Annotated in this window: 20 protein-coding genes and 4 tRNA genes; 13 read left to right on the top strand and 11 right to left on the bottom strand. The window is 41.4% G+C overall.

Going from position 1 to position 26,787, the window contains the following annotated elements:
- Nucleotides 1–259: 259 nt before the first annotated feature.
- From DBR32_RS13320 to DBR32_RS13290, 7 genes are all read left to right on the top strand, one after another.
- Complete coding sequence (locus tag DBR32_RS13320) at nucleotides 260–883, top strand: bifunctional nuclease family protein (RefSeq protein ID WP_233559738.1); 624 nt, start codon at nucleotides 260–262, stop codon at nucleotides 881–883.
- Nucleotides 884–921: 38 nt separating this feature from the next.
- On the top strand, nucleotides 922–2,658 hold the full coding sequence (gldG, locus tag DBR32_RS13315) for a gliding motility-associated ABC transporter substrate-binding protein GldG (RefSeq protein ID WP_124636823.1): 1,737 nt from the start codon (nucleotides 922–924) through the stop codon (nucleotides 2,656–2,658).
- 149 nt (nucleotides 2,659–2,807) lie between these two features.
- Entirely contained in the window at nucleotides 2,808–3,407 is a 600-nt protein-coding gene (locus tag DBR32_RS13310; RefSeq protein ID WP_124636822.1) for a superoxide dismutase, read from the top strand.
- Nucleotides 3,408–3,631: 224 nt separating this feature from the next.
- The gene (locus DBR32_RS13305; RefSeq protein ID WP_124636821.1) at nucleotides 3,632–4,519 is read left to right on the top strand and encodes a UbiA prenyltransferase family protein; all 888 of its coding nucleotides are present in this window, start codon (nucleotides 3,632–3,634) and stop codon (nucleotides 4,517–4,519) included.
- Nucleotides 4,512–6,269, top strand: a complete 1,758-nt coding sequence (locus tag DBR32_RS13300) for a hypothetical protein (protein WP_124636820.1) — start codon at nucleotides 4,512–4,514, stop codon at nucleotides 6,267–6,269. Before DBR32_RS13305 ends, DBR32_RS13300 begins: the two co-directional genes overlap by 8 nt.
- Nucleotides 6,244–6,858, top strand: coding sequence for an HAD-IB family hydrolase (locus DBR32_RS13295; RefSeq protein WP_124636819.1), 615 nt, complete (start codon nucleotides 6,244–6,246; stop codon nucleotides 6,856–6,858). Before DBR32_RS13300 ends, DBR32_RS13295 begins: the two co-directional genes overlap by 26 nt.
- Nucleotides 6,859–7,092: 234 nt before the next feature.
- Nucleotides 7,093–9,177, top strand: a complete 2,085-nt coding sequence (locus DBR32_RS13290; RefSeq protein ID WP_124636818.1) for a gliding motility-associated C-terminal domain-containing protein — start codon at nucleotides 7,093–7,095, stop codon at nucleotides 9,175–9,177.
- Between the two features lie 76 nt (nucleotides 9,178–9,253).
- On the opposite strand, the gene DBR32_RS13285 is transcribed toward DBR32_RS13290, so the two are convergent.
- Nucleotides 9,254–9,670, bottom strand: coding sequence for a hypothetical protein (locus DBR32_RS13285; protein WP_124636817.1), 417 nt, complete (start codon nucleotides 9,668–9,670; stop codon nucleotides 9,254–9,256).
- Nucleotides 9,671–9,853: 183 nt separating this feature from the next.
- Between DBR32_RS13285 and def the strand changes: the two genes are divergently transcribed.
- The gene (gene def / locus DBR32_RS13280; RefSeq protein ID WP_124636816.1) at nucleotides 9,854–10,465 is read left to right on the top strand and encodes a peptide deformylase; all 612 of its coding nucleotides are present in this window, start codon (nucleotides 9,854–9,856) and stop codon (nucleotides 10,463–10,465) included.
- A gap of 51 nt (nucleotides 10,466–10,516) precedes the next feature.
- Here def and DBR32_RS13275 read toward each other — a convergent pair whose 3' ends face one another.
- The 6 genes from DBR32_RS13275 to DBR32_RS13250 all read right to left on the bottom strand — a co-directional run bounded on the left by DBR32_RS13275 (nucleotide 10,517) and on the right by DBR32_RS13250 (nucleotide 14,443).
- Entirely contained in the window at nucleotides 10,517–12,373 is a 1,857-nt protein-coding gene (locus DBR32_RS13275) for an endonuclease (protein WP_124636815.1), read from the bottom strand.
- A gap of 178 nt (nucleotides 12,374–12,551) precedes the next feature.
- Nucleotides 12,552–13,739: an elongation factor Tu gene (gene tuf, locus DBR32_RS13270; RefSeq protein ID WP_124636814.1), complete on the bottom strand. Its 1,188-nt coding sequence runs from the start codon at nucleotides 13,737–13,739 to the stop codon at nucleotides 12,552–12,554.
- Between the two features lie 205 nt (nucleotides 13,740–13,944).
- Nucleotides 13,945–14,016, bottom strand: a tRNA-Thr gene (locus tag DBR32_RS13265).
- Between the two features lie 102 nt (nucleotides 14,017–14,118).
- A tRNA-Gly gene (locus tag DBR32_RS13260) sits at nucleotides 14,119–14,191 on the bottom strand.
- A gap of 38 nt (nucleotides 14,192–14,229) precedes the next feature.
- Nucleotides 14,230–14,312 (bottom strand) — tRNA-Tyr (locus DBR32_RS13255).
- Nucleotides 14,313–14,370: 58 nt separating this feature from the next.
- Nucleotides 14,371–14,443, bottom strand: a tRNA-Thr gene (locus tag DBR32_RS13250).
- A gap of 242 nt (nucleotides 14,444–14,685) precedes the next feature.
- Between DBR32_RS13250 and serS the strand changes: the two genes are divergently transcribed.
- Nucleotides 14,686–15,963 carry a serine--tRNA ligase gene (gene serS, locus DBR32_RS13245; protein WP_124636813.1) on the top strand — a complete coding sequence of 426 codons (1,278 nt, stop codon included), beginning with the start codon at nucleotides 14,686–14,688 and terminating at the stop codon, nucleotides 15,961–15,963.
- Nucleotides 15,964–15,975: 12 nt separating this feature from the next.
- The gene (locus DBR32_RS13240; RefSeq protein WP_124636812.1) at nucleotides 15,976–16,425 is read left to right on the top strand and encodes a DUF4293 domain-containing protein; all 450 of its coding nucleotides are present in this window, start codon (nucleotides 15,976–15,978) and stop codon (nucleotides 16,423–16,425) included.
- 71 nt (nucleotides 16,426–16,496) lie between these two features.
- Here the strand turns inward: DBR32_RS13240 and DBR32_RS13235 are convergent, their stop codons facing one another.
- The 4 genes from DBR32_RS13235 to DBR32_RS13220 form a co-directional block, all read right to left on the bottom strand.
- Nucleotides 16,497–18,587 (bottom strand): hypothetical protein, encoded by a 2,091-nt coding sequence (locus tag DBR32_RS13235; RefSeq protein WP_199724490.1) that lies wholly within the window; start codon nucleotides 18,585–18,587, stop codon nucleotides 16,497–16,499.
- Nucleotides 18,588–18,740: 153 nt separating this feature from the next.
- Nucleotides 18,741–20,138 carry an inorganic phosphate transporter gene (locus tag DBR32_RS13230; RefSeq protein ID WP_124636811.1) on the bottom strand — a complete coding sequence of 466 codons (1,398 nt, stop codon included), beginning with the start codon at nucleotides 20,136–20,138 and terminating at the stop codon, nucleotides 18,741–18,743.
- Nucleotides 20,139–20,202: 64 nt separating this feature from the next.
- Nucleotides 20,203–20,850 carry a DUF47 domain-containing protein gene (locus tag DBR32_RS13225; RefSeq protein ID WP_124636810.1) on the bottom strand — a complete coding sequence of 216 codons (648 nt, stop codon included), beginning with the start codon at nucleotides 20,848–20,850 and terminating at the stop codon, nucleotides 20,203–20,205.
- Nucleotides 20,851–20,953: 103 nt separating this feature from the next.
- Nucleotides 20,954–21,592, bottom strand: a complete 639-nt coding sequence (locus DBR32_RS13220) for a hypothetical protein (RefSeq protein WP_124636809.1) — start codon at nucleotides 21,590–21,592, stop codon at nucleotides 20,954–20,956.
- A gap of 214 nt (nucleotides 21,593–21,806) precedes the next feature.
- On the opposite strand from DBR32_RS13220, the gene DBR32_RS13215 reads away from it, so the two are divergent.
- The 3 genes from DBR32_RS13215 to DBR32_RS13205 are packed head-to-tail and all read left to right on the top strand — an operon-like array spanning nucleotide 21,807 to nucleotide 26,774.
- Nucleotides 21,807–22,523: a 3'-5' exonuclease gene (locus DBR32_RS13215; protein WP_199724489.1), complete on the top strand. Its 717-nt coding sequence runs from the start codon at nucleotides 21,807–21,809 to the stop codon at nucleotides 22,521–22,523.
- Between the two features lie 37 nt (nucleotides 22,524–22,560).
- Entirely contained in the window at nucleotides 22,561–23,202 is a 642-nt protein-coding gene (locus DBR32_RS13210; RefSeq protein WP_124636807.1) for a response regulator transcription factor, read from the top strand.
- A gap of 35 nt (nucleotides 23,203–23,237) precedes the next feature.
- Complete coding sequence (locus DBR32_RS13205) at nucleotides 23,238–26,774, top strand: gliding motility-associated C-terminal domain-containing protein (RefSeq protein WP_124636806.1); 3,537 nt, start codon at nucleotides 23,238–23,240, stop codon at nucleotides 26,772–26,774.
- Nucleotides 26,775–26,787: the final 13 nt, after the last annotated feature.

Genomic DNA, 26,787 nt, shown 5'->3' with positions numbered 1-26,787 from the left:
CGTTGTGATAAGGGTATTTTACATACAGCTTACGCTCATGTTTTATAAACTTGAAAACGAGGCGGAATATTGCCTTAGTAATCAAAAAAATAGACTCATTTAAAAATGCGCGAAAAGATAAGAAGATAATCTCATTTTTCCATTTTCAGAGACTTAATTATTTGCTTATATGGATGATTAACCTATTTTAAATTTAATTAAAACTGAATAATTTATTAGCTTTACCGTTTAGCACAAGATTTGTGTATTTTGCATTGTTATGATGAATAAGATTCCTTTAGAAATTGTTGCCTTATCGAGTAGTGTTACCCAGTTGCAGTCTTATGCTGTCGTTTTGGGTGAAGTGGGTGGATTAAGACGTATTCCCATTGTGATCGGTAGTTATGAGGCGCAATCTATAGCCGTAGCGTTAGAACAGATAAAGCCTGCACGCCCGTTGACGCATGACCTGATGAGCAGCGTGATGTCTTCATTTAATATAGAACTGGTGGAAGTTGTTATTTACAAATTATCGGAAGGTATATTTTATGCCCAACTGGTTTGTAACAGAGAGGGAGCAGTAATGGAAATTGACTCCCGGACTTCCGATGCGGTCGCCCTTGCGATTCGCTGTGGCAGCCCTATTTATACGTACGAAAATATCCTGAACGAAGCTGCAGGCTTTACGGAAGAACAGCCAACGGATTCTGCGGCATTGGACAATCCTGCCAAAACACCGGAACCAAGCCCTAAACCGAAAAAAGCAACAGGCGCAAAATCCAGTTTAAGCCATTATACCATTGCCGAATTACAGGATATGATGCAAAAAGCATTAGATAATGAGGATTATGATCTGGCCATTCAATTCAGAGATGAACTGAAAGCCAGGGGTGCTGCGGAATAACCATCTTATTCTTATCAATTTTATTTTAGAAAAATAGTATGTCTGATATTATATCGAATGACAAAAAGAAAAAGCAATTACTCATTAAATTATTAGGAGTAATTGCTTTGTTGGTTTTAATCAATGTGGCTTCTTACCGCTGGTCGACCCAACTGGACCTGACCCGCGATCAGAAATACAGTACGACTAAAGCAACACAGCAATTTTTAAACGGCTTGAAAGGGAAAGCACATATTACGGTTTTCTTAAAGGGTAATAATATCCCGGCTGCTTTTAAAAATTTATCGGTCAGCACCGAAGAATTGCTCAAAACCTTTAGCCATAACAGTAACGACAAGATCAGCTATGATTTTGTAGACCCAATTGAAGATGATGACACTGCGATCATCGGTACTTTAGCACGATACAACATGACCGGTTTCCCGGTAACGGTGAATGGCAAAGCGGGCTCGGAGCAGAAAATGGTTTTCCCTTGGGCATTGGTGCGTTATAAGCCAGAAAACGGTGCTCCGGAGCGAATCATGCCGGTATTTTTACAGGAAAGTAATTCTATGGTTTTATCCAAAACGATTCTGAACCGCTCAGAAATGTTATTGGAGTACAACCTGGCCAATGCTCTCTTTCAATTACAAAAAGACCAACCGGACTTTATTGCTTACCTGACCGGTAATGAAGAAGCTTTTGGCCCGGAGATCCGTAGCCTTGTGGCAACTATTGGCCGGCAGTACGGGCTGGATACGGTAAACCTTCAAAGCCAGGTGGCCCTTAATCCGGCAAAATATAAGGCGGTGATCATTAACCGTCCCTTCAAAGCTTTTTCGGATATCGATCTATTTAAAATTGATCAGTATATTATGCAGGGTGGTAAGGTGCTTTTCTCCATTGACGCCGTACGTGCCTCTATCGATAGCTTCGCCCAAAAGGAAACATTTATAGGAATGCCTACCGAACTGGGCTTGAACGATATGCTCTTTCATTATGGTGCGCGCATCAATAATGATCTGGTTTTAGATGCGGCCAATAATGCGGGGATTCCTGTGGCATCTGGCGGACAGGCGCAACAGAAAATGTTTTCCTGGCCTTATTTCCCGGTATTACAAGCCGGTGCCAGCCAACATCCGATTACTAAAAACCTGGATGGTGTTCTGGCGCGTTTTGCCAGTAGTATTGATCTCAATAAAAACAATGACAAAGTAAGCAAAACGGCTTTACTCACGTCTTCTGCTTACAGTAAGACAGAAGGTGCTCCGGCGGCGATTATGTACAAATCGGTGCTGGAAGAGCCCAATCCGGCAACCTTTACCAAGAAAAACCTGGTGGTTGCGGCTTTACTGGAAGGCAAATTTACTTCTGCTTTTTTGAACCAGTATTCGGATAATGTAAAAAACTTTATGGCTGCACATAACCTGATTTTTAAATCGGGCGCAGCGAAGGATACTAAGATTATTGTCTTAAGCGACGCCGATATTTTATTGAACGAGGTTTCGGAGGCGGACAATAAGGCGATGGAACTGGGCGTATACCGGTTTAATAAGACCTACCGTTTTGATAACGTCACTTTTTTACAAAACTGCCTGACCTATTTAATAGATGATCACAACCTGCTGGAAGCGCGGGCTAAATCGTTTGAAAACCGCATTCTGGATCCGAAACGCACGGAAGCAGAGCGCAGTAAATGGCAGATGATTGCGATAGGGCTGCCTTTGGTATTGGTTGCACTTTTAGCGATCATTTACCTCTATCTCCGGAAACGGAAATACACCAAAAATGCATAAGCATTTGGAACATCACTTGAGCTTGAATAAGAACATTATAGGTTTAAGTAATCTTAAAATATTATTAATCAATATTGCGAAAGACTTTTAAAAGTTACATTTGTAAGCGAAATCACATTTTTAAAAACAAAAATTTAAATACACACATTATGGCACACACACTTCCTGCATTACCATATGCTTTCGATGCTTTAGAACCACATATTGATGCCTTAACTATGGAAATTCACCATGATCGTCATCATAAAGCCTATGTTGACAATCTGAATAAAGCCATTGAAGGTACAGATGCGGCGGATTTATCTTTAGAAGCGCTTATGGCCAATATTTCCAAATACCCTGCTGCGGTGCGTAACAACGGTGGTGGACATTATAATCACAGCATGTTCTGGACTATATTGTGCAACGATGCTTGTAAACCTTCAGAAAAATTAGCGGCGGCTATTGAAACATTAGGCGGAATGGATGCTTTAAAAGAAAAATTAAGCGCTGCCGGTGCTACTCGTTTTGGTAGTGGTTGGGCTTGGTTGATCGTTAAAGATGGTCAGTTGGAAGTAACGTCTACACCAAACCAGGATAATCCTTTGATGGATGTAGCTGAAGTAAAAGGTACTCCTATCTTAGGTATCGATGTATGGGAACATGCATATTATCTGAAATACCAAAATAAGCGCCCGGACTATCTTTCTGCTATCTGGAATGTCCTGAACTGGGAAGAAATAAGCAAGCGTTATGAAGCTGCTTTGTAAATAATACTACTTTACTATTTTATACCAAAGGGGTCGAAACATATGTTTTGACCCCTTTGGTATAAAATATCATTTACAGATCACATACGCCAAGCCCGCTGAGCCATGCTGAGTCAATTATTTTATATATATTAGCGGTTCTTTTAAAGATAGGAAGCCCGGATAAATAGGGGTACAATATTTCTAACACAATACTCAGTACGACAGTAACCAAATGCCTTTACATGACCAAGCTATTAAGCACCTTATTTCGGCTTCTACGAGCCGATAATTGGGTTAAGAATTTATTAATTCTCTTACCTTGTTTTTTCGGAAGAAAAATCACTGATCCCGATGTCATGATTTCTGTGCTCATTGCGATCTTAATTTTTTGTCTGCTGTCCAGTAGTATCTATATTATCAATGATATTGTTGATGCTCCCCATGACCGCAATCATCCCAAAAAAAAATTCCGGCCTATAGCAGCCAAAGAGGTTAGTGTTACGGCTGCGCTGGTCATTCTGGCCATTCTTTTGATCTGTGTTGTGCTCATTGCACCCCGTTTCCTTTCGGCATCTGCCTTACTATTTTTGTGTTTTTATCTTGCATTCAATGTATTATATAGCTTCTGGCTAAAAAATCAGTTGATTATTGATATTTTCTCCATTGCTATTTTCTTTGAAATCCGGTTATTTTATGGTGGTGTGGTCGCCAATATTGAAGTATCGCACTGGTTAGTGATCACCGTGTTTTTCTTAGCTTCCTTAATAGCGCTGGGCAAAAGGCGGGATGATATATTAATTCAGGAAGAAAGCAAGCAGGTCGTCCGGAAAACCTCAAAGTATTATAACTTGATTTACCTGGATGCGATGATTGTTATTACCTCTTCGATGCTGGTATTTATATATATTATCTATTCTATTTCTGATTCGGTAGTGCAGAACTTCGGTTCCTATTTTTACCTCTCTGATATATTTGTGGTTCTGGGGCTGTCTAAGTATTTACACCTCCTTTTCGTAGATAAAAAATCGGGCAATCCTGTTAAGATTTTATTTAAAGATAGATTCATCCATATCTGTGTGTTGCTCTGGTTCTCCTCTGTTTTATATTTTATTTATTTAGGTCATGCATAGATTATTAAATACCTATCGCGAAAAAGTAAACGGACCGATACTTGCATTTCAATGTTTAGCATTATATGTTTTGGTCCTGTTCTGGACTGCAGTCGGTTATGTTAGTAATATTGCATTCTTCGTTCAGAACAGCTTTATCGCTGCACTAATGTCTGTATTCTTATGCACTTACTTCGTATATCGGTATACAACAGATAAGGGTACAGATATCAAGCGCGTCCTCTTCAGCTATTTCCATTTCCTGCTTGTTTTTGCGCTGCTGTTATTGACCTCAGTTTTCATCTGGGACAATTCACATGATGGACAGACCTATCATTTACAAGCAATCCATGAATTAATTAATGGCTGGAATCCCTTCAGGACGTTTTTAGGAAATGAAATACCGAATGCTGTGTATATTAATCACTATGCCAAAGCATTTGAAATATTCGGCAGCTCCATCACTCAATTTACCGGTATGTTTGAAACAAGTAAAGTTTCAAATCTGCTCGTAGCACTGGCTGCATGGCTGCTTACCTTTTCCTACTTAAAAAAACACCTTAATCTTCACCATAGAAAAGCGTTTATATATAGCAGCCTCCTGATCCTCAATCCGATTATTAGCACACAATTGTTTGCCTTTATGTTTGACGGGCAAGTGGCTTCTTTATTCCTCATTCTGATCATCGGGTTCCTGCTTATTGCGAAGCAGCAAAAGCTCGGCTATTGGTTATGGCTAACCGGTATCCTGCTGTTGGCCAGCTTAAAATTTACTGGCCTGGTTTATGTATGCCTCTTCGTTCCTGCAGGCCTGGGCTATCTACTTTATTCCAGAAATAAGCCCTTGGTACGCAGATTTCTCCTGATCAATATATTGGGCATGATCGCAGGAATCTTTATCGCGGCTAATCCTTATTATACCAATATATCTTCCGGACATCATATCTTTCATCCGCTTATGGGTAAGGAAGCCATAAATATAATGGTTGGTGCCAACGCTCCGAAGTCATTTGATACGAAAAACAGGGTACAGAAATTCATTATCGCTAATAGTTCAAAATCCAGTAATGTACATGGCAGTAGCGTTACCCCGGAACCGGAATTAAAATTGCCTTACCAGGTCACGTTAAAAGAATGGACTGTTTTTAAAAGTGTGAGTGTATTATATGGCGGCATGGGGCCATTATTCTGGGCGATTCTCATTCTTTCTGTTATCCTGCTCTTATTATTGGTTATTTATAGGGTCCCCCTTCCGAGGGCCTTTATATTCCTGCTTGCTTTTATTACGATTAGTATATTTATCATACCCGAATGCTGGTTGAGTCGTTATGTGCCCCAACTTTGGTATTTGCCCATTTTACTGATTGTATTTTATGAATCCCAAGCTAAAAAAGTTAGCGCTATAAGGATTTTAAAGACGGTAAACCTGGGCTTGATCGGGATTAATGGAATCTTTATTTTAGGCATCGCTGTTGGTTCCAATTTAATCATTAGCCAGCAAATGAGAAATGAATACGTATGGCTACAAAAAATGCGTACCCCTGTAAAAGTGATCCCAAATGATTTCATTAGTACAGCATACCGCTTAGATGCGTATCATATTCCGTACACTAACGTTCCGGCATCTGACACATCCGCTCAGAAGTATCTTCAGTTTAAACCTATATGCTCCTCTTCGATTATATTACTCAATGAGCAAACGCCTCCATATACACCCGGTACATTTTTTAAATTTTTAGAATCATATGTTAAACAAGAAAAATCCCACTGATTCGATTGTCTTCATTGATTTTGATGGTACAATAACCAATAAGGATTCTTTTTTTGAATTTATCTTATATAGTAATTCAGCATTAAAATTGATTACCGGATCCCTTGCAGCCGCACCGGTACTATTGGCATACAAACTGAAATTACTCAATGCAGATAAGGCAAAGGAAAAGATCTTTGCCTGTTTTTTCAGCAAAAGAAGTGAACAGGATATGATTAAAGCAGGGGCGGAATATTGTCGTTATAAGCTTCATAAAATACTTCGAAAAGATGCATTGGAAGCTATAGAAGAACATAAAAATAAGCATCATCTTATCTGCGTGGTTACCGCTTCGGCACAATATTGGGTTAAACCCTGGTGTGATGCCCTTGACCTGGAGCTCATTTGTACTGAATACCAGGTTATCGACGGACATATATCCGGCAGATACGAGGGCACAAACTGCAAAGGAAGTGTAAAGGTTACAAGGATTAAAGAAAAATACGATTTAGAAAACTATACGGAGATCTTTTGCTACGGGGATACCACTGATGATATCCCGATGCTGGAAATAGGTACTCAAAAATATTATCAGTATTTTAAAGGGTAATACCACGCCATCTCCAAACGTGTTGATCAAAAGCAGAAAGCAATTAGAGACCGGACTACTTTCGGCATAAAATATTATTGTAAAGTCAATCACCTGTTGTGATTGGCTTTTTTTTATTAATACACAGGTACTTAGACTATAAAAGATGCCAAATTTTGTTTAGATTTGTTTTTGCCAAATCGGATATATTCTTTATCCACCGGCCTCCTATTTGCTCACAATCAAATATCTGACATGAAGTTCTTTACCTGTTTTTTTGTATTCTCGTTGCTATATATTTCCAGCCGGACATTTGCCCAGGGAGAAAATAATAACTGGCACTTCGGTATCGGGAAAAGCATCTCTTTTAATACACCCAATGCAAGCTATAGTAGCAACAGCAGTATGCGTAGCTGGGAAAGCTCCACTACAGTAAGTGATGCTCAAGGCAACCTGCTGTTCTATACCATGGGTGGCCGTATATGGGATCGCAATGGAGATCCGATGCCCAATTCCGGTGGTCTTTCCGGTAACGGTCCGGTAATAAATAACCAGCCGATCGGATCAGCCGCCTATGGGGTACAGGTGATCAAGCATCCCGGAAATGCACAACAATATTTTGTCTTCACGGTAGACCCCTATGAGATTAGTCCTCCCAGAAAACTATACTATCACCTCGTAGATATGACGCTGAATAATGGCAAGGGAGATATTGTGCCCGGAATGAAGAATATGGTGTTGCTCTCCTCCGGCATTTCAGAAGTACTCGCCAGTGCCAGGGCAGCAGATTGTAATTCCTATTGGTTGCTGGTCCGAAGGGATCAGGCCAATAATAATGCTTATTATGCCTATAAAATAACGGCTGCCGGGATACAGGCCACTCCCGTCATTAGCAACGCAACTGCCGATGATCAGGCTACAATCCCCGGTACACTATTCAACCCTTCCGGTACCATTCTCTACTCCTCGGGTACTTCAAGTATCATAAGGTCTAAGTTCAATAATATGACGGGAGTGGTTTCTGATTTTGAATCTATACCTATAAATCCCGGTATATTTATGGCATTGAGCCCGGACCAATCAAAACTGTACATCAGTGCAGGAAGTGCGGGTGTCCGTCAATACAATCTGTCTTTATACCCCAACTTGACCGCCATTGCCGGTTCTCAAGCATCTTTAGGGCCAAGCCCTGTAACAGGCGAGTCTAATGCCGGCTTGAAGTCAGGCCCCGACGGGAAACTATACCTTACCAGAACACTGGTTAGCCAGAGTCCCTTTACAATATCCACCCGGATCGACCGGATTGAATTTCCCAATCTAAGCGGTACAGCCGCGACCTACACCATCGGCTTTGCCCCTCCAGATACGGTAAGCTATATGGGTTTTGGAAGTAATATTGTTGTCAATACCAATATGGATACTATCGCTAAGCGCCGTAAGGATACGGTATTCTGTAACGGAGCTAACGCCATTTTACATGCCTCCGTCCCCGATGCCGGTATATATATATGGAATACAGGGGCTAACAGCTCCAGTTTGCCCATAACAACCAGCGGGACTTATTGGGTATATAATTATAAGAATTGCACCCTGACCATCGACTCTTTTAAAGTAGAAATGGTTACGAATATGCTGCACCTGGGTAATGATACAACTTTGTGTGCAGGGCAGAGCATGTTCCTGGATGCCTATGCTGCCGATATTGATCGATACCTGTGGCAAGATGGCACCATCGGTTCAGGAATGGCCATCACCGAACCGGGTAAATATTATCTGACGACCTCTAAAAAAGGGTGTATCGCAAGTGATACTATTGTGGTAAATAAAGTAATTCCTTTTGTACACATTATGGAATCAGATACCACAATCTGTAATAATACACTTATTGACCTTCATGCAATCGCCAATTTACCCAGCTCGTATACCTGGAATACCGGTGCTGCCTCTACGACGATAAGGCCGATGCAGACTGGCCGCTACATCGTAACGGCACATAATGTATGCGGAACACAAACCGATTCGGTACAGGTCATCATCAAAGATTGTAATTGTGATATCATGATCCCAAATGCATTCACACCAAACCGGGATGGAACCAATGACCAGTTTATGCCGAAGTTTACCGCCGGTTGCGATTTGTCTTTTTATGAACTCTATATCTACAACCGTTACGGGCAGGTTATTTTTCATACCAAAGATGCACAAAAAGGCTGGGAGGGCACCTACACTAAAGGAGATTATGCAGATGCAGGCGTATATATGTATGTCTTAAAATACCGGGATAGCAATAACCTGAAAAATATTCAGACCCACTCAGGAGATATATTATTGGTGCGCTAATAAGCTTGGCGACACTGTAATTTATATAAGGACAAAGCCTCCGCATGATGCGGAGGCTTTGTCCTTACAATAGATCTTATCGGTTAATATTGTCAAATACTTCTGTTTGATACGGTTTCAGGCAGGTAAGGTAAATACTATACCCCCTGTCTATAGAAGTGAGGATAATATGCTTTTCCGCTTCATTAAAAGTCATTTTATAGGTATTACCCACTTCGCTTACTGTCGTATACTCCATGGCCCCTTTTTTTTCTGTACGCTTAACGATCTTATACAGACTGGTAATGGTCCCCGTACAATGGATGAACTCATTGTTATTGATGAATAAATAATAGGAATTATAATCCGTCGATTCATATTCCTTTGTTATGTTACCCTCTTTATCAATATCAAATTCTTGCCTGGTCTGTGTGGGCCAGATCTGTCCTTTTTGTGCGAATGAATAAATACTGCCGATCAGCAATACGGCTAAGAATAGTAATTTTTTTGTCATGATGTTTTTATTTTTAGGAAGTGATAGAATAAGCTTTGCTCCTACAAATGTATTTATATTTATCAATATATCATATATGTATTGAAGATATAATGAATATTTTATAAACATATTGTGCGCCACTATTTCCCTTTCCTAAAAATGCGAAGATTGTTTTACTTTTAAGGTCTTATTACTTTTCCTATGATAAAACGAATTCTCTTATTATGCCTAATCAGCAGTTTTGGTATGCTTACTGCATGCAGTCCTGCGCTCAACTTTAGCAAACAGGAACGGGCATTGATCCATACGGGTACAGAGGCCAATCCTTTCAGGGTATTGACGATTGTAGACCCTAAAGATTCACAAATCTTACGCACGCCTTCCCGGGATTTGAAAAAGATAAAAAATAACAAGGACCTCTCGCTACTGTTGAAAAGAATGCAGGTCACGATGGACAAAGAGGAAGGGATCGGCATTGCCGCACCTCAGATTGGCATCAACAGAAATATTTTCTTGTTTACCCGTATTCATGAGACGTCAAAAAAGGTACAGGTTGCCATCAATCCAAAGATCATCGCACATGCACCCGAAACTGTTTGCTTTAAAAGAGATGGATGTCTTTCCATTCCCGACATAAGGGGTAATTCCCGTCGCTACGACTGGATTGAGGTGCGTTATTATGATGAAAATGGCATCTTAAAACAAGAGAAATTTTCCGGCCATGTACGACCCGAAAACTTTACTGCCGTGATCTTCCAGCATGAGTTTGACCATATTCAAGGCGTCCTTTTTATCGATAAATTATGCGAGTAATTAGAGACTCCCCTATATTGTTCTAAAAGCAGTGCACACATTACAAATGCGTTATTCTACAACAATACGGTAAGCAATCCCGTCGATAATCAGGAGATACAATCCCTTTATTTGATAGGGTAATACGATGCTGTTGCCTGTTCTAAATGGCTGGCAATAGGTCTGCAATACCTTCCCCTCCATCGAAATCAGTTGCACTTCCTGTACCCTTTCTAAGGCAGTTCCGGTAAAAGATACAGTACCTCCTTTTACCGGGTTTGGATAGATTTTAAATGCTTTTTGCACAATTGTCTTGGCGATTCCGGTGGTTGACTCGGGATTGCCTAAACCCTCACAATAATCCACCGGATAAACCGTCCATTGTGCCGTATCAAAAGCTATTACAGGGTTTTTAATATGCTCTTTTCGGTAAAGGCTTTTATGCACTGCATAATTCCCGATGACCGAAGCATCTCCCATACGATCGATGGGTGTATTGTCATACAGCAAATCCAGGGCCAGCTTCCCGTCAAAGTTCATCGGCAAGCCATTGGAGATAATATCGGCACTGTCCTGGTCAAAGCAGGTTAATTGCGCTTTGGGATTAATGATTACCAGTTTCCGGTTGTGGGCTAAAGTACCTTCTAACTGAATTTTATTGGAAGACCAATACAGTGCGCCGGAAGTATTATTCTCCTGCCGCATGTTGAGGTAATAATGTCTCAGGTCTACAGCATAGCCGGTTTGGTTACTGATTTCAATCGCTTTATTATAATCGGTACCCACAATAAATTTTGTGATGAGCAAATCGTTGGCAAAGGTATCGGTATCGGCAGTAGTTACATTTATCGGCGCAGTGAAGTCGCTCTTGACATAGCTCTGTGAATAACTGCGCACTTTGATCTCGTAAGGGGTATTCGGGTTAAGGTGGTTGAACGTATAGTTAAGTGCTCTGGTCGAACCCTGATAGGCGCCATTCAAAAAAACTTCGTATGCCCAACCATTTCCCTGAACGTATGGCCATGTTACGCTTATAAAAGATTTACCTTTCTGTACCATACTAACCTGGTAAGGCGCATCAGGTCTGCTCGTATCGGCAGGAAGCACCCCCCATATTGCCTGCGCCCATTCCGGATGGTCGATAAATGGATTACGGTTACCCTGTAAGGTGTATACAGTATTATTACGATCGATCTCTTTTTGTGATACCGGATCTAATTGATTCCAACTCAATAATAAAGGAATATACCAATTCTTAAATGATTGCTCGCTCAGGCTATCCAGCGGATTTCTAACATTACTATACTGAAAAAAGGGAAGCATATTTTCATAGCGCACGGCAACATACATCAGCATCCGCGCGACATCGCCTTTAAAGGCATCTATGGGTTCCGTAACCGTATTGGTATAATTAGGAGTGGCCGAGGGTCCGACTTTGGTTCCGTTCAGAGAGGTAAACGCTGCGGTACCCACTTTGGCAAAAGGAAAATTACTGCGTCTTTGATTGACCCGTGCATCTGTAGGCACAATAAAATGCAAATCGGAATACATGGGGTAATAACTATTAAAAAAGCTTTGAGAGTAGATATGCTCTCTGTTCCAACCCAGTCCTTCTGTAGCCGCGCCGCTGATCAGGCTGTTATTTTGGTAATAGTAGTTGTAGGGATCAACACCCGAAGGGTTTTCGGAATAGATATCAATTATCGAGCTATCCTGCTCGTAGTACAGATCCCGGTCGGTTTGTTCATAAAACAGGGGTAAATCCCCATAGTTCCAACTCGTCGTTTTTTTAGCAACAAGCTCATGTAGCTTTGCTTTCAGGGTATATCCCTGCAGGTTCAGCGTACCCGAATAATAATTGCCCGGGCCCTGAGCCAGAGCCAAGCTACTGTAAATAAAAAGAATAACAAGAAAGAAAATATTACGCATAAATAACCGTTTCAGCTACAAAGTTAAGGATGTCATATTATGTTTATGTATTCTTTTTCAATGCGTTAACCATGTTTTCAGGGTGCATTGTGCATTATAGTCACTTCAAGGTAAAATAGAAGCACAAAAAAATGCCTCCGAAATTCGGAGGCATTTTCTATATCTAAGAAGGTAATTCTTATTTAACGATCTCGGTAACTTGACCAGCACCTACAGTACGGCCACCTTCACGAATCGCAAATTTCAAACCTTTTTCCATTGCGATTGGAGCGATCAATTTCACGTGCATATTCACGTTATCACCAGGCATTACCATTTCAGTTCCTTCAGGTAACATACACTCACCAGTGATGTCTGTAGTACGGAAATAGAATTGAGGGCGATATTTGTTAAAGAATGGAGTATGACGTCCACCTTCTTCTTTAGAAAGTACGTAAACTTCACCTTTGAACTCAGTGTGCGGAGTGATTGATTTTGGAGCACAGATTACCATACCACGACGGATATCTTTTTTCTCGATACCACGTAATAATAAACCTGCATTATCACCAGCTTCACCACGATCCAATAATTTTTTGAACATCTCAACACCTGTACAAGTAGAAGTCAAAGGAGATTCGTTAAAACCAACGATTTCAACGTTATCACCTACATTGATCACACCACGCTCGATACGACCAGTAGCAACTGTACCACGACCAGTGATCGTAAATACATCTTCTACAGACATCAAGAATGCTTGATCAATAGCACGTGGAGGCAAAGGAATCCACTCATCTACAGCAGCCATTAATTCTTCGATTTGAGCAACGCCCTCTTCAGAACCATTCAATCCAGCTAATGCAGAACCTTTGATGATTGGTGTATTATCACCATCATAATCGTATTTAGATAATAATTCGCGAACTTCTAATTCAACTAATTCCAAGATCTCTGGATCATCAACTAAGTCAACTTTGTTCATGAAAACAACGATACGAGGTACACCTACCTGGCGAGCCAACAAGATGTGTTCTTTAGTTTGAGGCATCGGACCATCAGTAGCAGCTACTACCAAGATCGCACCATCCATCTGTGCAGCACCAGTGATCATGTTTTTTACATAATCGGCGTGACCTGGACAGTCAACGTGCGCATAGTGACGGTTTACAGTTTGATACTCTACGTGTGCAGTGTTGATCGTGATACCACGCTCTCTCTCTTCCGGAGCACCATCAATTTCATCATAACCTTTTTTAGCAGCCATACCTTTGGACGCCAATACAGAAGTAATAGCAGCTGTTAAAGTTGTTTTTCCGTGGTCAACGTGACCGATTGTACCAATGTTTACGTGGGGTTTCTCCCTGCTAAAGGTCTCTTTTGCCATTGTTATTTTTTTTTAAAGAGTTGTGTTAATTTTTAAAAATTTATACTTAATTGTTCTATTTCTTTTTCAAAATAGATTGCAAATGTATGTATATTTTTTATATTGTACAAATTATTAAGTGCACATTATATTAAATTTATATTTATTGTAACAGATTATACTATCTCCACACATAAATAAAGGCAAAAAGCCCATTAAAATAATGAGCTGTTGAGCAGGATTGAACTGCCGACCTCTTCCTTACCAAGGAAGTGCTCTACCACTGAGCTACAACAGCTTGTTTTACTACAAAAAAAATGAATTGAGGCAGGGCATTTGTTGTAATGCAACAACATTTAACATACCATACAACAATTCATTCGAATTATAATTTTAAATGAGCGGGAGACGAGTCTCGAACTCGCGACCTACAGCTTGGAAGGCTGTCGCTCTACCAATTGAGCTACTCCCGCAAAAACAAACAGGTAAAACCGGTTTGCTAACAAAAAAGTGGGCAGGGAAGGATTCGAACCTCCGTACACGTGAGTGAGCAGATTTACAGTCTGCCGCCTTTAACCACTCGGCCACCTACCCGATTGAAACAAAAAGATATGAAAGAACATTGCTGCACGTCACATCAAATCTCAATGAGAGCCGCTTGCCGGACTTGAACCAGCGACCTGCTGATTACAAATCAGCTGCTCTACCAACTGAGCTAAAGCGGCGCGTTATTTTTTGTTTTTGAAAGAACTTTTTCCCCTTTTGGGATTGCAAAGGTAATTAACTTTTTTTAACAGCAAAAATTTTTTTGCTTTTTTTTCAAAGAATTTTTCTGCTTATATGTTCTGTAGCCCAACCTATGAGCCCATTCGAAGAAAATAGGGGTCACTTCAATTTAATGCGTAAGTCCAGCAACAAATTAATACATTTGCAAATAGTAAAATATTACAGCAAAAATAGAATCATTATGCTACCAATTACGCTATTCAGACAAGCGCAGGAAAAAGAAAGGATCTTGAATGGTCTTAAGAAAAAGAACTTTAAACAGCTCGGCATTGTAGAGGAAATCATCGCCCTGGACGAGCAAAAAAGACATATCCAACAACAATCAGAATCGCTTACGGCGAGTATGAATCAGGCGTCCAAAAGCATCGGTGCCCTGATGGCCAAAGGTGAAAAAGAACAGGCCGAAGCCGCAAAGAAGGAAGTAGCCGCTCAGAAAGAGCAAGCAGCAACGCTGCAGGCGAACCTTGCCGGCCTGGAACAAGAACTTACGGATAAAATCATTTCCCTGCCCAACCTGCCGCACAGCAGTGTACCGGAAGGCATCACGCCCGAAGAGAATGAAACGGTGCGCAGCGGCGGTACTATTCCGGAGTTTCCGGAAGGCGCTTTACCGCATTGGGAATTGACAAGTAAATACAATATTATCGATTTCGAATTGGGCAATAAGCTTACCGGTAGCGGCTTTCCCGTATATCGTGGCAAAGGTGCCCGTTTGCAACGTGGCTTGATTCAATACTTCCTGGATTACAATACCGCTGCAGGCTTTGAAGAAGTACAGGTACCCCATTTGGTAAATGAAGCTTCTGCTTATGGTACCGGACAGTTGCCGGATAAGGAAGGACAAATGTACCATGCAACGGAAGACAATTTCTTCCTGATCCCAACAGCGGAAGTACCGGTAACGAATATTTACCGGGATGAAATCGTGAAAGCAGAGCAGCTCCCGATCAAGATGACGGGCTATACGCCTTGTTTCAGAAGAGAGGCCGGAAGCTATGGTAAAGATGTGCGCGGCCTAAACCGTTTGCACCAATTTGATAAGGTCGAGATCGTACAATTAGTAAAACCGGAAACTTCTTATGCAGTACTGGAAGAGATGGTATTGCATATTGAGAAATTACTTCAGGCATTGAACCTGCCATACCGTATTTTACGGCTTTGCGGTGGGGATATGAGCTTTACCTCTGCACTCACCTACGATTTCGAAGTATATAGTGCCGCACAAGAGCGCTGGCTTGAAGTAAGCTCTGTATCTAACTTTGAAAGCTTTCAGACCAACAGGATGAAGATTCGTTACCGGAATGAAGAAGGCAAGGCAGAACTGTTACATTCTCTGAATGGCAGCTCTTTGGCTTTACCGAGAATACTGGCCTGTATCCTTGAAAACAACCAGACGGCAGAAGGTATCCGTATTCCCGAAGTTCTTAAAAATTATGTACCTTTCGATCTCATCAACTAATCTCACAACAATATGATTCAAAGAATACAATCGGTATGGCTTTTATTAGCAGGACTTGCGATGGCGGGGATGTTCTATTTTAATGTTTATCAAAGCTCGCCAACGATGGAGCTTACTGCCGAAGCGCTGAATAGCCTTCGAAAAATCACGAATATCAAGAACGATTACCTGGCCATTGTTTTAGCCGGATTGAGTACTATAATCAGTTTGGTGAGCATCTTTATGTTTAAAAACAGGAAACGCCAAATAGGACTGATATGGATCAATATACTCTTGAGCATAGGCTTGCTCTTCTGGCTTTTTGTAGGCTTAAATAGTTTCTGGAACAACTATCCCGGCGCACAAGGAAACTTATGGATCGGAATGTTCTTACCTTTTATTACGGTTTTCTTTTTAATTTTTGCCTTAAGAGGCATCCGAAAAGATGAAAAGCTCATCAAATCACTCGATAGATTAAGATAAGTTCCTAATCAGGATTACATAAAAAGAAACCGCNNGCGGTTTCTTTTTATGTAATGAATTGGTATGCTTAATTAATTCTTAGCCGGCAATAAGGTATAGCCTTTTGCATACTCTACCATTTGATCGTAGAAGGAAGTCGGATATTCGATCTTCACGTCTGTGATCTTATCACCATTCATTACCGCAACCAAACGAGGTTGGATAAAGCCGCGATAAGGTTTTGTATTTAATTTGGCATAGCGATCCAGGATTTCTTTATGCAAGGTTTGGTCTACATTTACGCCATACGTTTCTACCAGGTGCTTACCGGCATTAAAATCGCCTTCAGACTTGATGCGCTGTATTTCTTTTAATAAATCGCCGAATAAAGTACGCAGTTTATTGTAATCATTGATTTTGACATAGGTTTTACCGTCTTTCTTGATCAACTCCACTACATTATCCTTTTTACCTTTTTCATAAACCCAATAAGCGTTTAAGGCGCGGTTACGCATATGCGCTTCTTCGATCTTATCGCCCAGTTTCAAACGGGTCAGCTGGGTCATTAAACCATTCATCATATAGCTGTAATACTCCGCTTGTCCTACTTCCAGAGAAGGCATCACCCCGATATCGATCAGCTTTTTATCCATGATGTAATATAGGGCTACCAGATCGGCACGCGCTTCTTCTAAAGTACTGGCATAGGTTTTCAGGGTTTTGTCCGGTGTACCAACGCCAGGGTTAATTTGTCCTGAAGCATGCCCGATACATTCATGCATATCTGTATGCAGATCGCTCGCTAAGCTACCATATTTCTTCATACGCTCCATATCCTGAGGATTATCGACAAACTCTTCAAGCATTCCGCTGGATTTGCTGCTTTCATTATAAGCATGTACGATATTCGTTAGCGAAACCGATTTAGAACCATGATCTTTTCTAACCCAGTCAGAGTTGGGCAGGTTAATCCCGATAGGCGTGCTTGGTGCCGCATCTCCGGCTTCCACAATCACGGTGATCCCTTTAGCGGTAATTCCTTTTACTTGTTTTTTCTTATGCTCCGGCATTAATGGAGAATTATCTTCAAACCACTGCGCCTCACCGGCAATTTTAGAAACAATTTTTGTTGTCGCCAGATCTTTCAAAGAAACCACGGCTTCATAACTTCCTTTTTTACCGATGGCATCATTATACACTTCAATGAACCCGATAGAAGCATCGATACGGCTTGCCGTATCTACCGTCCAGGCAATGTTATACTCATCCCATTTTTTAAGGTCGCCGGTTTTGTAGTATTCTACCAACAGGGACAGGGCTTTTTTCTGCGCTTCATTCTCGGCAACAGTCACCGCTTTTTCCAGCCAGAAAACCATCTTGCTGATAGCGGCATCATACATCCCACCTTGCTTCCATACATGCTCTACCAGTTTACCGGAAGCATCTTTCATCACTTTAGAGTTCAGCCCCCATTCCGGTTCTTTATCTGAATGCGGAAATAAAGCCGGATCGTTATAGAACGCTTCCACTTCTTTCTGGCTTACCCCTTCATAAAAGTTGTTAGAAGAATTAACCACATTATCTACGCCTGCACGCAAATCCACCATTTTAGGCATGTACTTCATATCGTACAAAGGTGCATGAATACGGGTCAGGAATGCATCTACACTTTCGCCCTGGTCTAAGGGTAATTTTGTGGTATCACTTCCTTTTACCAAAGACTGAAAATAGGCTTCGGAACACTCGGGAATGAACTTATCTTTTGCATAGTGGTGATGATTGCCCGTACTGAACCAAAAACGACCGGCATAGGTCATAAATTTCTTCCAGTCTTCCGTGTTTTTATCACCTTTGTATGTCGTGTAAATTGTTTCGATAGTTTTACGTAAGGTCAAACCATGTTTATTGGCTTGATCGTAATAGATATCTCTACCACTCAAGGCAGCTTCATACAAATAGTAGGCCAGCGTTTTTTGCTGCAAGCTCAACTCGCTCCAACCTGGTACTTCGTAGCGTAATAATTGCAAATCGGCAAAAGCATCGGCTTCTACTTTAAAGTCCTTACTATAGCCGGCGTCGGCTTTTTCAGCAGCTTCTGTACCAGTACCCGATGTGGAGCCCTTACAAGAAGCTAATGCTAATGCTCCAGTTAGCATCATCATTCCTATTTTAATTTTTGACATAAAAAAAACGGTTTACGTATGTTGTGGGTAAAGATAAGTATTTTACTTTATCCCGCCCATACCGTGTATTTCAGGATAGTGCGCGATATGCCGACAAAAAAAGGTTGCTGTTTATAACAGCAACCTTTTGGAAATTAATTATTTTTTGCACTTCTATTTTAGTCCGAATAAGGATAAAACCAGGTAGATGAGCCCTGCAAATAAGGCCGAGATCGGAATGGTAATGATCCATGCCCATAGCAAGCTAATGGTTACACCCCAACGTACTGCAGATAAACGCTTGGTTGCCCCCACCCCGATAATAGAACCGGTAATGGTATGGGTAGTGCTCACCGGTATTTTCATCATTTCAGTGATAAACAAGGTCAAAGCACCCGCTGTTTCTGCAGCTACTCCTTCAAAAGGCGTTACTTTGGTAATCTTGGTACCCATGGTTTTGATGATCTTCCAGCCACCACTCATCGTACCTAAGGCAATCGCGGTATAACAGGCTAAAGGCACCCAGGCCACCATATGGTCTAAACTATAGTTTGCGGGATCATAAGCAATATAGGCCGCCATAATGATACCCATTACTTTTTGAGAGTCATTACCACCATGTCCGATACTAAAGGCCGCCGAAGAGACCAGTTGCATCCGCTTAAACCAACGCTCAGATTGAGCATAGTTCAGGGAACTTAAGAACAAAGTAAACAGAGACATCGACATTAAAATGAAGAACAATAAAGCCCATTTCATATTATGCCCAAACAGTAAAACTTTAAGGAAATGCGGTTTTGAACTATCTAAAGATTTCTGCGCCGAGGCTACTTTCTTTTTTGCTTCTTTTAAATCTTTAAATAAAGGGGTCGCCTCTTCTTTTAATTTTTCATCCGTGATCTTTTTAACATCCTGATCGGGAGTAAGAGATAAGGCGGTAATCTTTTTACTGACCTGCTCAATCTTTTTCTCGCCCTGATCAATAGCATAGTTAGGCGTTTCGATCAGTAAGGACAGAGAGTTGATGGATAAGGCAATGATCGCAATAGAAATAACTTTGGGCCAGGGTCCTTTTTTAAAGGAGTGCAGAAACCAAAGGGAAATAATAAAGGCGACCAGCATCCCCATAAACGGAGCCAGGATAATAAAGCTGATAATTTTAATAATAGTAGGGCCATCGATGGCTGCCAGGCTAACCCCACCATTGGTCGACAACAGGGCATGTGTAATCGCAGCACCCCCGAAACCACCAATTAGGGTATGGGAAGAACTGGATGGAATACCGAACCACCAGGTAATCAGGTTCCAGCCGATGGCTGCAATCAACCCTGCCAGAATTACGGCTAGGGTGATGTATTCGCTTTTTACCGTTTTGGCAATCGTATTCGCGACGCCATGATCAAAAATAAAATATGCTGCAAAGTTGAAGAATGCTGCCCAAACCACTGCCTGTAAGGGTGTTAATACCTTGGTAGAAACTACTGTGGCAATGGCATTTGCCGCATCGTGAAACCCATTAATATAATCAAATATTAAGGCTAATGCAATGATGACAATGAGTAATGTTAACATAGAATAATAGAATAAATACTATTGAGATAAATTTAAAAGAAGTGTTTAATCCGTTTGTTGCGGATTAAGCATATTTCACTATTATCGATTCAATAATATTTGTGGCATCCTCGCATTTGTCTGTAATAAACTCCAGGTCCTGGTATACATCTTTTAATTTGATGATCTCAATAGCCGGCAGATTAGAAGAGAACAAATCGGTAATGCTTGCCGTGTATACATCATCTGCCTCATTTTCCAGGCTGTTTACTTTAACACAGCTTTCGGTGATAGCCCTGATGTTTTTCATATCTCTCAGGTGATCAACAGCAATAGATAAGTGCTTTACCGACTCCTGAACGATCAAAGCCATTTGCTTCATATAATCGTTGGGTTCGGTAACATTATAAGTCACGATCTTTTTACCGGCTGCATACATAAAATCGGCTACATCATCCAGCGCCGTAGCTAAGTAGTGGATGTCTTCACGATCGAAAGGGGTAATAAAGTTTTGCCCTAATTCAACAAATACTTTATGGGAAAGGTTATCGTTTTTATGCTCCCAATCCTCCAGCTTTTCCAGGTCCGCTCTGCGTTTGTCGTAGTTAGGTTCGTTCAGTGCCAATACAAAGGCATTGGACATACCCTGAAGGTTTTCCCCTATTTGCTCAAACAAACTGTAAAAGATTTTATCCTTAGGAAGGAAGGCTTTCAAAAATGAATTTAAACCCATATAATTTTGATTATGCTATTAAAATTTGGGGCAAATGTATTAACTATAATGCGAGCTTAGGGGATGCGAACAGAGAGTTAATAATTAATTAATATAGCATTTGTTACCAAATCAGGTCTAATCCATATTTCAAGCGCCTCAATTTCACATCATTAGGAAAAGAAAAGTCTGCCGCTGCGAGGAGCATGGGCGTAACCGATACCGCTTCCTTGTCTTCTACGTATTTGCCACGAAGGTCAAGGGTAATGACTTTTAAAGGCAACGCGCCTTCAGAAGCCTTGAGGTATGCGTTCCACTCTTCCATATTATAATTATGATATACGTGGTAGTCGACCTTAATCAAAGGAGAGTAAAAGTATATGTACGCCCTGAAGTCAGCCTCAACCTTTACGGCTTTACAGGCATAGCCGAGAATAGTATCCACATCCTCTACCTCGAATACTTTTATCCTTTGGGTCGTTTTACTGGTCACGTCAATCTTATAAGCAGTTTTATCTCTGTTGAAGTAGAAATAGGAATTGGTAAGCGCATTATACAGCTTCACATGATTATTATACTGATCCAATATTTTATAATTCTGATCATTGATATACAAATGTTGTTCCCGGTCAAAGAATGCAGCTACCTTTTTATTAATATTATTGCCCTGAAAATCGGAATAATTGAGCACATAAGAAATTTTGCCCTGGAAATAAGGGCTTTTTTCCTGTGCAAACAAATTACCTGCAAACATCTGTAACACAAATAAAAGACAAAGTTTTATACTGATATAATGGCGCATATTGGAGGATACATGAGTTAGGGGAATGCTTAGGGCAACCGGGGTTAAATCTAATTTGTAGTAAAAATACTACGATTTTATATTACTTTTATTTACTTAGGTTAATAAATAATAACTTTATTACATAGTACAATATAGCACATTTATCGGAGTATACAATATAAAATATATGAAAATGTCTCAATTGTCCCAAATTCTAGTGATTGATATCGAAACGGTAAGCATGTATGCGGAATATACAGCGCTCAATGAAGCAATGCAGGCACACTGGCAACGAAAGGCGGCTTTTCTAAAACTGAGTGAGGCAGAAGCGAACGATAGTGCCCTGAGCTATGAAAACCGCGCCGGCATCTACGCTGAATTTGGCAAAATAGTCTGTATCGGTTTGGGCTTTATTGATCAGGATCATAAAACAATAAGGATCAAATCATTACAAAATGACGACGAAGCTGCATTGCTACAGGAATTTATCGCTTTGGTCGATAAAATAGCCCTCAAAAATAAGGAATTGCTTTTCTGTGGCCATAATATTAAAGAGTTTGACCTTCCTTATATCTGCCGGAGATGTGCCATCCATCAAATACCGCTGCCCGCAAGCCTGCAACTTTCTGGACTGAAACCCTGGCAAATTCACCATATCGACACCCTTGAACTCTGGCGATTTGGCGATCATAAACACTATACTGCACTGGATTTACTTGCCCAAATCTTAAAAGTGCCGTCTTCTAAGACAGAGATGGACGGAAGTGAAGTGGGCCATGCCTACTGGAAGGAACACAAACTGGAAGATATTGCCCGGTATTGCCGCAATGATATTTTTACCACAGCACTGGTATATCTACGATTACTGAATCAGGACATAAATAGTTTTACACCCTCTTACGTAGTATAAAGGATAAATAGCTAAATTTGTTAGCATAATGCAAAAAATGAAAAATAATTCTACTACAAGTGATATTGTCATTGTATTAATTGAAGACGACGCCATTATCAGAGAAAGTTTTCAATTCCTGCTGAACGAAGCAGAGGGCTATAATGTGAAGGCCGTCTTTGCCGATGCTGAAAGTGCGCTTAAAAACGTCGTCGGTCTCAACCCCGATGTCATCTTATTGGATATTCAACTTCCGGGCTTGTCAGGACTTCAGGCCTTACCAAAGCTCAAAACACTGGTTCCGGATACGGCTATTATTATTTTATCTGTTAACGAACTTCAGGATACTGTTTTTGAAGCCCTCAGCAAAGGTGCTTCGGGATACCTTACTAAGAATACCCCGCCACAGAAAATTCTGGAAGCGATTAATGAAGTGATGCTGGGCGGTGGTCCGATGAGTGCACATATTGCCCGGATGGTGGTGAACTCTTTTCAAAGGAGCAACGAGTCTCCGCTTACCAAGAGAGAAACAGAAATCCTGGAGCAGATCGCTAATGGCAAAACAAGAGGCAAAATAGCAGATGAGTTCTTCATTGATCTGGAAACGGTAAAATCGCACCTTAAAAATATATACAGTAAATTGGATGTGCATTCTAAAGCAGATGCCATCAAAACAGCGAAAATGAATAAATTTATATAACCCCTTTTCCCTTACCATAAACTCTTTATCTAATTATGAAACAGGCATTTTGGCTTATTGGCTGCCTCCTCTTGCTTTGCACCCAAAGTAGCTATGCTCATAGCGAAACATCGGCGTCGAGCGCGGTATTATTTGTACCGAATCAGGGGCAATGGAAAAATGATTTCCTTTATAAAGGCATTACCCCCAATGTGGACATCTACCTGGAAAAACAGGGCGTAACCTACGTAACAGGAGCAGCGGACAACAATACGCTGATTGAAGCGTATAAAGATGGCAAAACGAGCGAGCCGCCCGTTTTAAAGTTTCATGCTTATAAAATGAAATGGGTTGGAGGTAATAGCAATGCCACAACCAATCCCCAAAACAAACAAACTTATTATCACAACTACTTTTTAGGTCAGGACCAAAGCAGCTGGAAAAGTAATGTGCCCTTATATGGCAATGTGACTTATAAAGAAATATATCCCGGTATAGATTTTTACTTTTATACCCAAAGCAGCAACCTGAAATATGACCTGATCGTACAGCCAAATGCCAAGGTACAGGATATACAGCTGCAATATGAAGGCACAGACGGCCTATTGATTGAAAAAGGGAACCTGATTATCAAAACTTCTGTAGGTAAGGTGATCGAGAACAAACCCTATGCCTACCAATATGTGAAAGGGGAAAGAGTAACGGTGAAATGTGAGTATCAGTTGGACGGCGATAAAGTAAGCTTCAAATTTCCGAAAGGATATGACAAAACACAAATCCTGACAATCGATCCACAATTGGTTTTCGCCTCCCTGACCGGGTCGGTAGCAGACAACTGGGGTTTTTCAGCAACACATGACGCGGCAGGTAATTTATACGCGGGTGGTATTGCCCGCAGTGCCGGTTATCCCCTGAGTACAGGAGCCTTACAACCTACCTATGGCGGTGGCAGTAACAATGCTGCTTTTGGCATAGACTGTGACATCTCTATATCTAAATTCAATGCATCTGGAACGGCTCTACTTTACTCTACCTACATTGGGGGCAATGGCAATGAGATGCCGCATAGCTTAGTGGTAGACAATAACAACAACCTGATCATCGGTGGAAAGAGTTCCTCTACAAACTATCCTACAACCACGGGTTCTTTTGATCCGACACATAATGGCGACTTCGATATTATCCTGACCAAATTAAACAGCACGGGTACTGCATTGATCGGTTCTACTTACGTGGGAGGCAGTGGTTCTGATGGGGTTAATATTAATGCCAACTATTCTTCTTACGCAACCTTAAAACATAATTATGGAGACGACTCGCGCAGTGAGGTGATGATTGATGATGCGGGTAATATTTATCTGTCGGGTAATACACAGTCTACCGGCTTTCCGGTAACTTCAAATGCCTTAAAATCCACACTTACCGGTGCACAGGATGGCGTATTTCTCAAGTTTAACCCGACCCTGACCACCATGATCTATGGCACCCTGATCGGGGGAAGTAGTGTTGACGGTGCCTATAGCATCGCGCTGGACAATTCACAAACAAAAGTATATATTTCCGGAGGTACCATGAGTACCGACTTTCACAGCGGAGCCACCGCCGGAGCCTATCAACCTACTAATTCGGGCAATATAGATGGCTTTATCATGCGTTTTCAAAATAGTGGTAATTACCCTTTATTAAAAGCGACCTACATTGGTACGGCCGCTTATGATCAAAACTACGGGGTACAAATTGACATGGAAAACAATGTGTACGTCATGGGGCAGACCTTAGGGAATTTTCCGGTAAGCCCGGGCGTATATAACAATCCCGGTTCCCGCCAATTTATATTAAAAATAGACAGTACACTGAGCACCCGAATCTATTCGACTGTTTTCGGAAGTGGCAGTAGCATTCCTAATGTAAATATATCGCCCGTTGCCTTTTTGGTAGATACCTGTCAGAATGTTTATATATCCGGTTGGGGCGGTTTAAATGCAGGGCCTAATACAACGGTAATCGGCATGCCGATTACCCCCACTACCGCCATACAACCAAATACCGACGGGGCAGATTTCTATTTCATTGTACTCAGCAGAAATGCCGCAAGTTTGCTCTACGGTACTTATTTCGGTTCTGCAGGTAAAGAAGAGCACGTAGATGGCGGTACCAGCCGTTTCGACCCTAATGGGGTAGTGTACCAGGCGATTTGTGCCAGTTGTGGTCCGGGCTCAGCCTTTCCGGCAACACCGGGTGCATGGGCAGCTACAGAAAACAGTGGAAACTGTAATCTGGGTGCCGTAAAAATTGCCTTTAACCTGGGTAGTGTAACAACCAATGCCGCCGCCAGCCCTTCCGCTACAGGATGTGCACCCTTTACGGTTCAGTTTCAGGACAACTCTACGAATGCGACAAGCTGGAACTGGAATTTCGGAGACGGAGGCAGCAGTTCGGCACAGACACCCAGCCATACCTATACTACTCCGGGTACCTATACCGTAAGGCTTATCGGTTCCAATCCGGATGCCTGTCGTACCCTGGACACCAGTTATACCACCATTACGGTGCGTAACGATACCATTAATGCTAATTTTACCTATACTATACAGGATAGCTGTTTTAATCCGAAAGTACAATTTACCAATACCTCTACCGGCGTTAATGGCGGACCGATCAGCGGCGCAACTTTCATTTGGGACTTTGGAGATGGTACTACCTTTACGGGAATCAACCCACCTTTACATACCTACGCTACGGTGAGTAACTTTACGGTGAAATTAAAAATGACGCTTGCGGGTGCCTGTAATACTCCGGACAGCGTGCTCAAAACAATCAACTTCTCTAACCTTTACGTTAATGCCGATAATATTCCGGCCGCGACCGCTTGTGTGAATACGGCTATAGATTTCCCTTTGGGCAGCAGCAATGCTACATCTTATTTATGGGATTTTGGAGACGGTACACAAGCCACCACCTCGCCGGTAAGTCATACCTTTACCACAGCCGGAACCTATACCATACGTTTGGTTGTGAGCAATCCGAATACCTGTAATAAAACCGATACGAGTTTTACTACAGTCACGGTGAACCCCTCACCTACTGCGGCCTTTACCTTTAGCCCTTTAGTAGGCGAGCCCAATCAGCCTTTTTTCTTTACGAATCAAAGTAGCGGAGCCAGTAGTTACTTATGGAACTTCGGAGACAGCCGGACCAGTACGGAAACCAATCCTTCTCATGAGTATAACCGCACCGGTACGTATACGGTTTGCTTAACTGCAACAAATGACTTTAATTGTAGTGATAAGATTTGTAAAACATTACAGGCAACTATATACCCGGTTGTAGATATTCCTACCGGATTTAGCCCCAATGCAGATGGCAAAAATGACATCTTACGCATCAGAGGATATGGTATTGAAAAAGTAAACCTGCAGATATTCAACCGTTGGGGAGAAAAAGTATTTGAAACCAACCAAGTAGATAAAGGATGGGATGGCACTTATAAAGGCGTTCTTCAAGAGATGGATACTTATGGCTATATCTTAACCGCAGATTTCATAGATGGCACCAGCGCCAAAAAACAAGGTAATGTAACCTTAGTCAGATAGCAGACGATCATAT

The sequence above is a fragment of the Taibaiella sp. KBW10 genome (genome assembly GCF_003852495.1).
Lineage (GTDB): Bacteria > Bacteroidota > Bacteroidia > Chitinophagales > Chitinophagaceae > Edaphocola.
This window is presented reverse-complemented; position numbering and strand designations above follow the sequence as displayed.

What these genes read in the sequence shown, in the direction of transcription:
- DBR32_RS13290 (WP_124636818.1), top strand. Translation starts at nt 7,093, where the DNA reads ATGAAGTTCTTTACCTGTTTTTTTGTATTCTCGTTGCTATATATTTCC.
- def (WP_124636816.1), top strand. Translation starts at nt 9,854, where the DNA reads ATGATAAAACGAATTCTCTTATTATGCCTAATCAGCAGTTTTGGTATG.
- DBR32_RS13320 (WP_233559738.1), top strand. Translation starts at nt 260, where the DNA reads ATGATGAATAAGATTCCTTTAGAAATTGTTGCCTTATCGAGTAGTGTT.
- DBR32_RS13285 (WP_124636817.1), bottom strand. Translation starts at nt 9,670, where the DNA reads ATGACAAAAAAATTACTATTCTTAGCCGTATTGCTGATCGGCAGTATT.
- DBR32_RS13310 (WP_124636822.1), top strand. Translation starts at nt 2,808, where the DNA reads ATGGCACACACACTTCCTGCATTACCATATGCTTTCGATGCTTTAGAA.
- DBR32_RS13275 (WP_124636815.1), bottom strand. Translation starts at nt 12,373, where the DNA reads ATGCGTAATATTTTCTTTCTTGTTATTCTTTTTATTTACAGTAGCTTG.
- DBR32_RS13240 (WP_124636812.1), top strand. Translation starts at nt 15,976, where the DNA reads ATGATTCAAAGAATACAATCGGTATGGCTTTTATTAGCAGGACTTGCG.
- DBR32_RS13230 (WP_124636811.1), bottom strand. Translation starts at nt 20,138, where the DNA reads ATGTTAACATTACTCATTGTCATCATTGCATTAGCCTTAATATTTGAT.
- DBR32_RS13205 (WP_124636806.1), top strand. Translation starts at nt 23,238, where the DNA reads ATGAAACAGGCATTTTGGCTTATTGGCTGCCTCCTCTTGCTTTGCACC.
- DBR32_RS13295 (WP_124636819.1), top strand. Translation starts at nt 6,244, where the DNA reads ATGTTAAACAAGAAAAATCCCACTGATTCGATTGTCTTCATTGATTTT.
- DBR32_RS13225 (WP_124636810.1), bottom strand. Translation starts at nt 20,850, where the DNA reads ATGGGTTTAAATTCATTTTTGAAAGCCTTCCTTCCTAAGGATAAAATC.
- DBR32_RS13215 (WP_199724489.1), top strand. Translation starts at nt 21,807, where the DNA reads ATGTCTCAATTGTCCCAAATTCTAGTGATTGATATCGAAACGGTAAGC.
- DBR32_RS13305 (WP_124636821.1), top strand. Translation starts at nt 3,632, where the DNA reads ATGACCAAGCTATTAAGCACCTTATTTCGGCTTCTACGAGCCGATAAT.
- serS (WP_124636813.1), top strand. Translation starts at nt 14,686, where the DNA reads ATGCTACCAATTACGCTATTCAGACAAGCGCAGGAAAAAGAAAGGATC.
- DBR32_RS13300 (WP_124636820.1), top strand. Translation starts at nt 4,512, where the DNA reads ATGCATAGATTATTAAATACCTATCGCGAAAAAGTAAACGGACCGATA.
- DBR32_RS13235 (WP_199724490.1), bottom strand. Translation starts at nt 18,587, where the DNA reads ATGTCAAAAATTAAAATAGGAATGATGATGCTAACTGGAGCATTAGCA.
- DBR32_RS13210 (WP_124636807.1), top strand. Translation starts at nt 22,561, where the DNA reads ATGAAAAATAATTCTACTACAAGTGATATTGTCATTGTATTAATTGAA.
- gldG (WP_124636823.1), top strand. Translation starts at nt 922, where the DNA reads ATGTCTGATATTATATCGAATGACAAAAAGAAAAAGCAATTACTCATT.
- tuf (WP_124636814.1), bottom strand. Translation starts at nt 13,739, where the DNA reads ATGGCAAAAGAGACCTTTAGCAGGGAGAAACCCCACGTAAACATTGGT.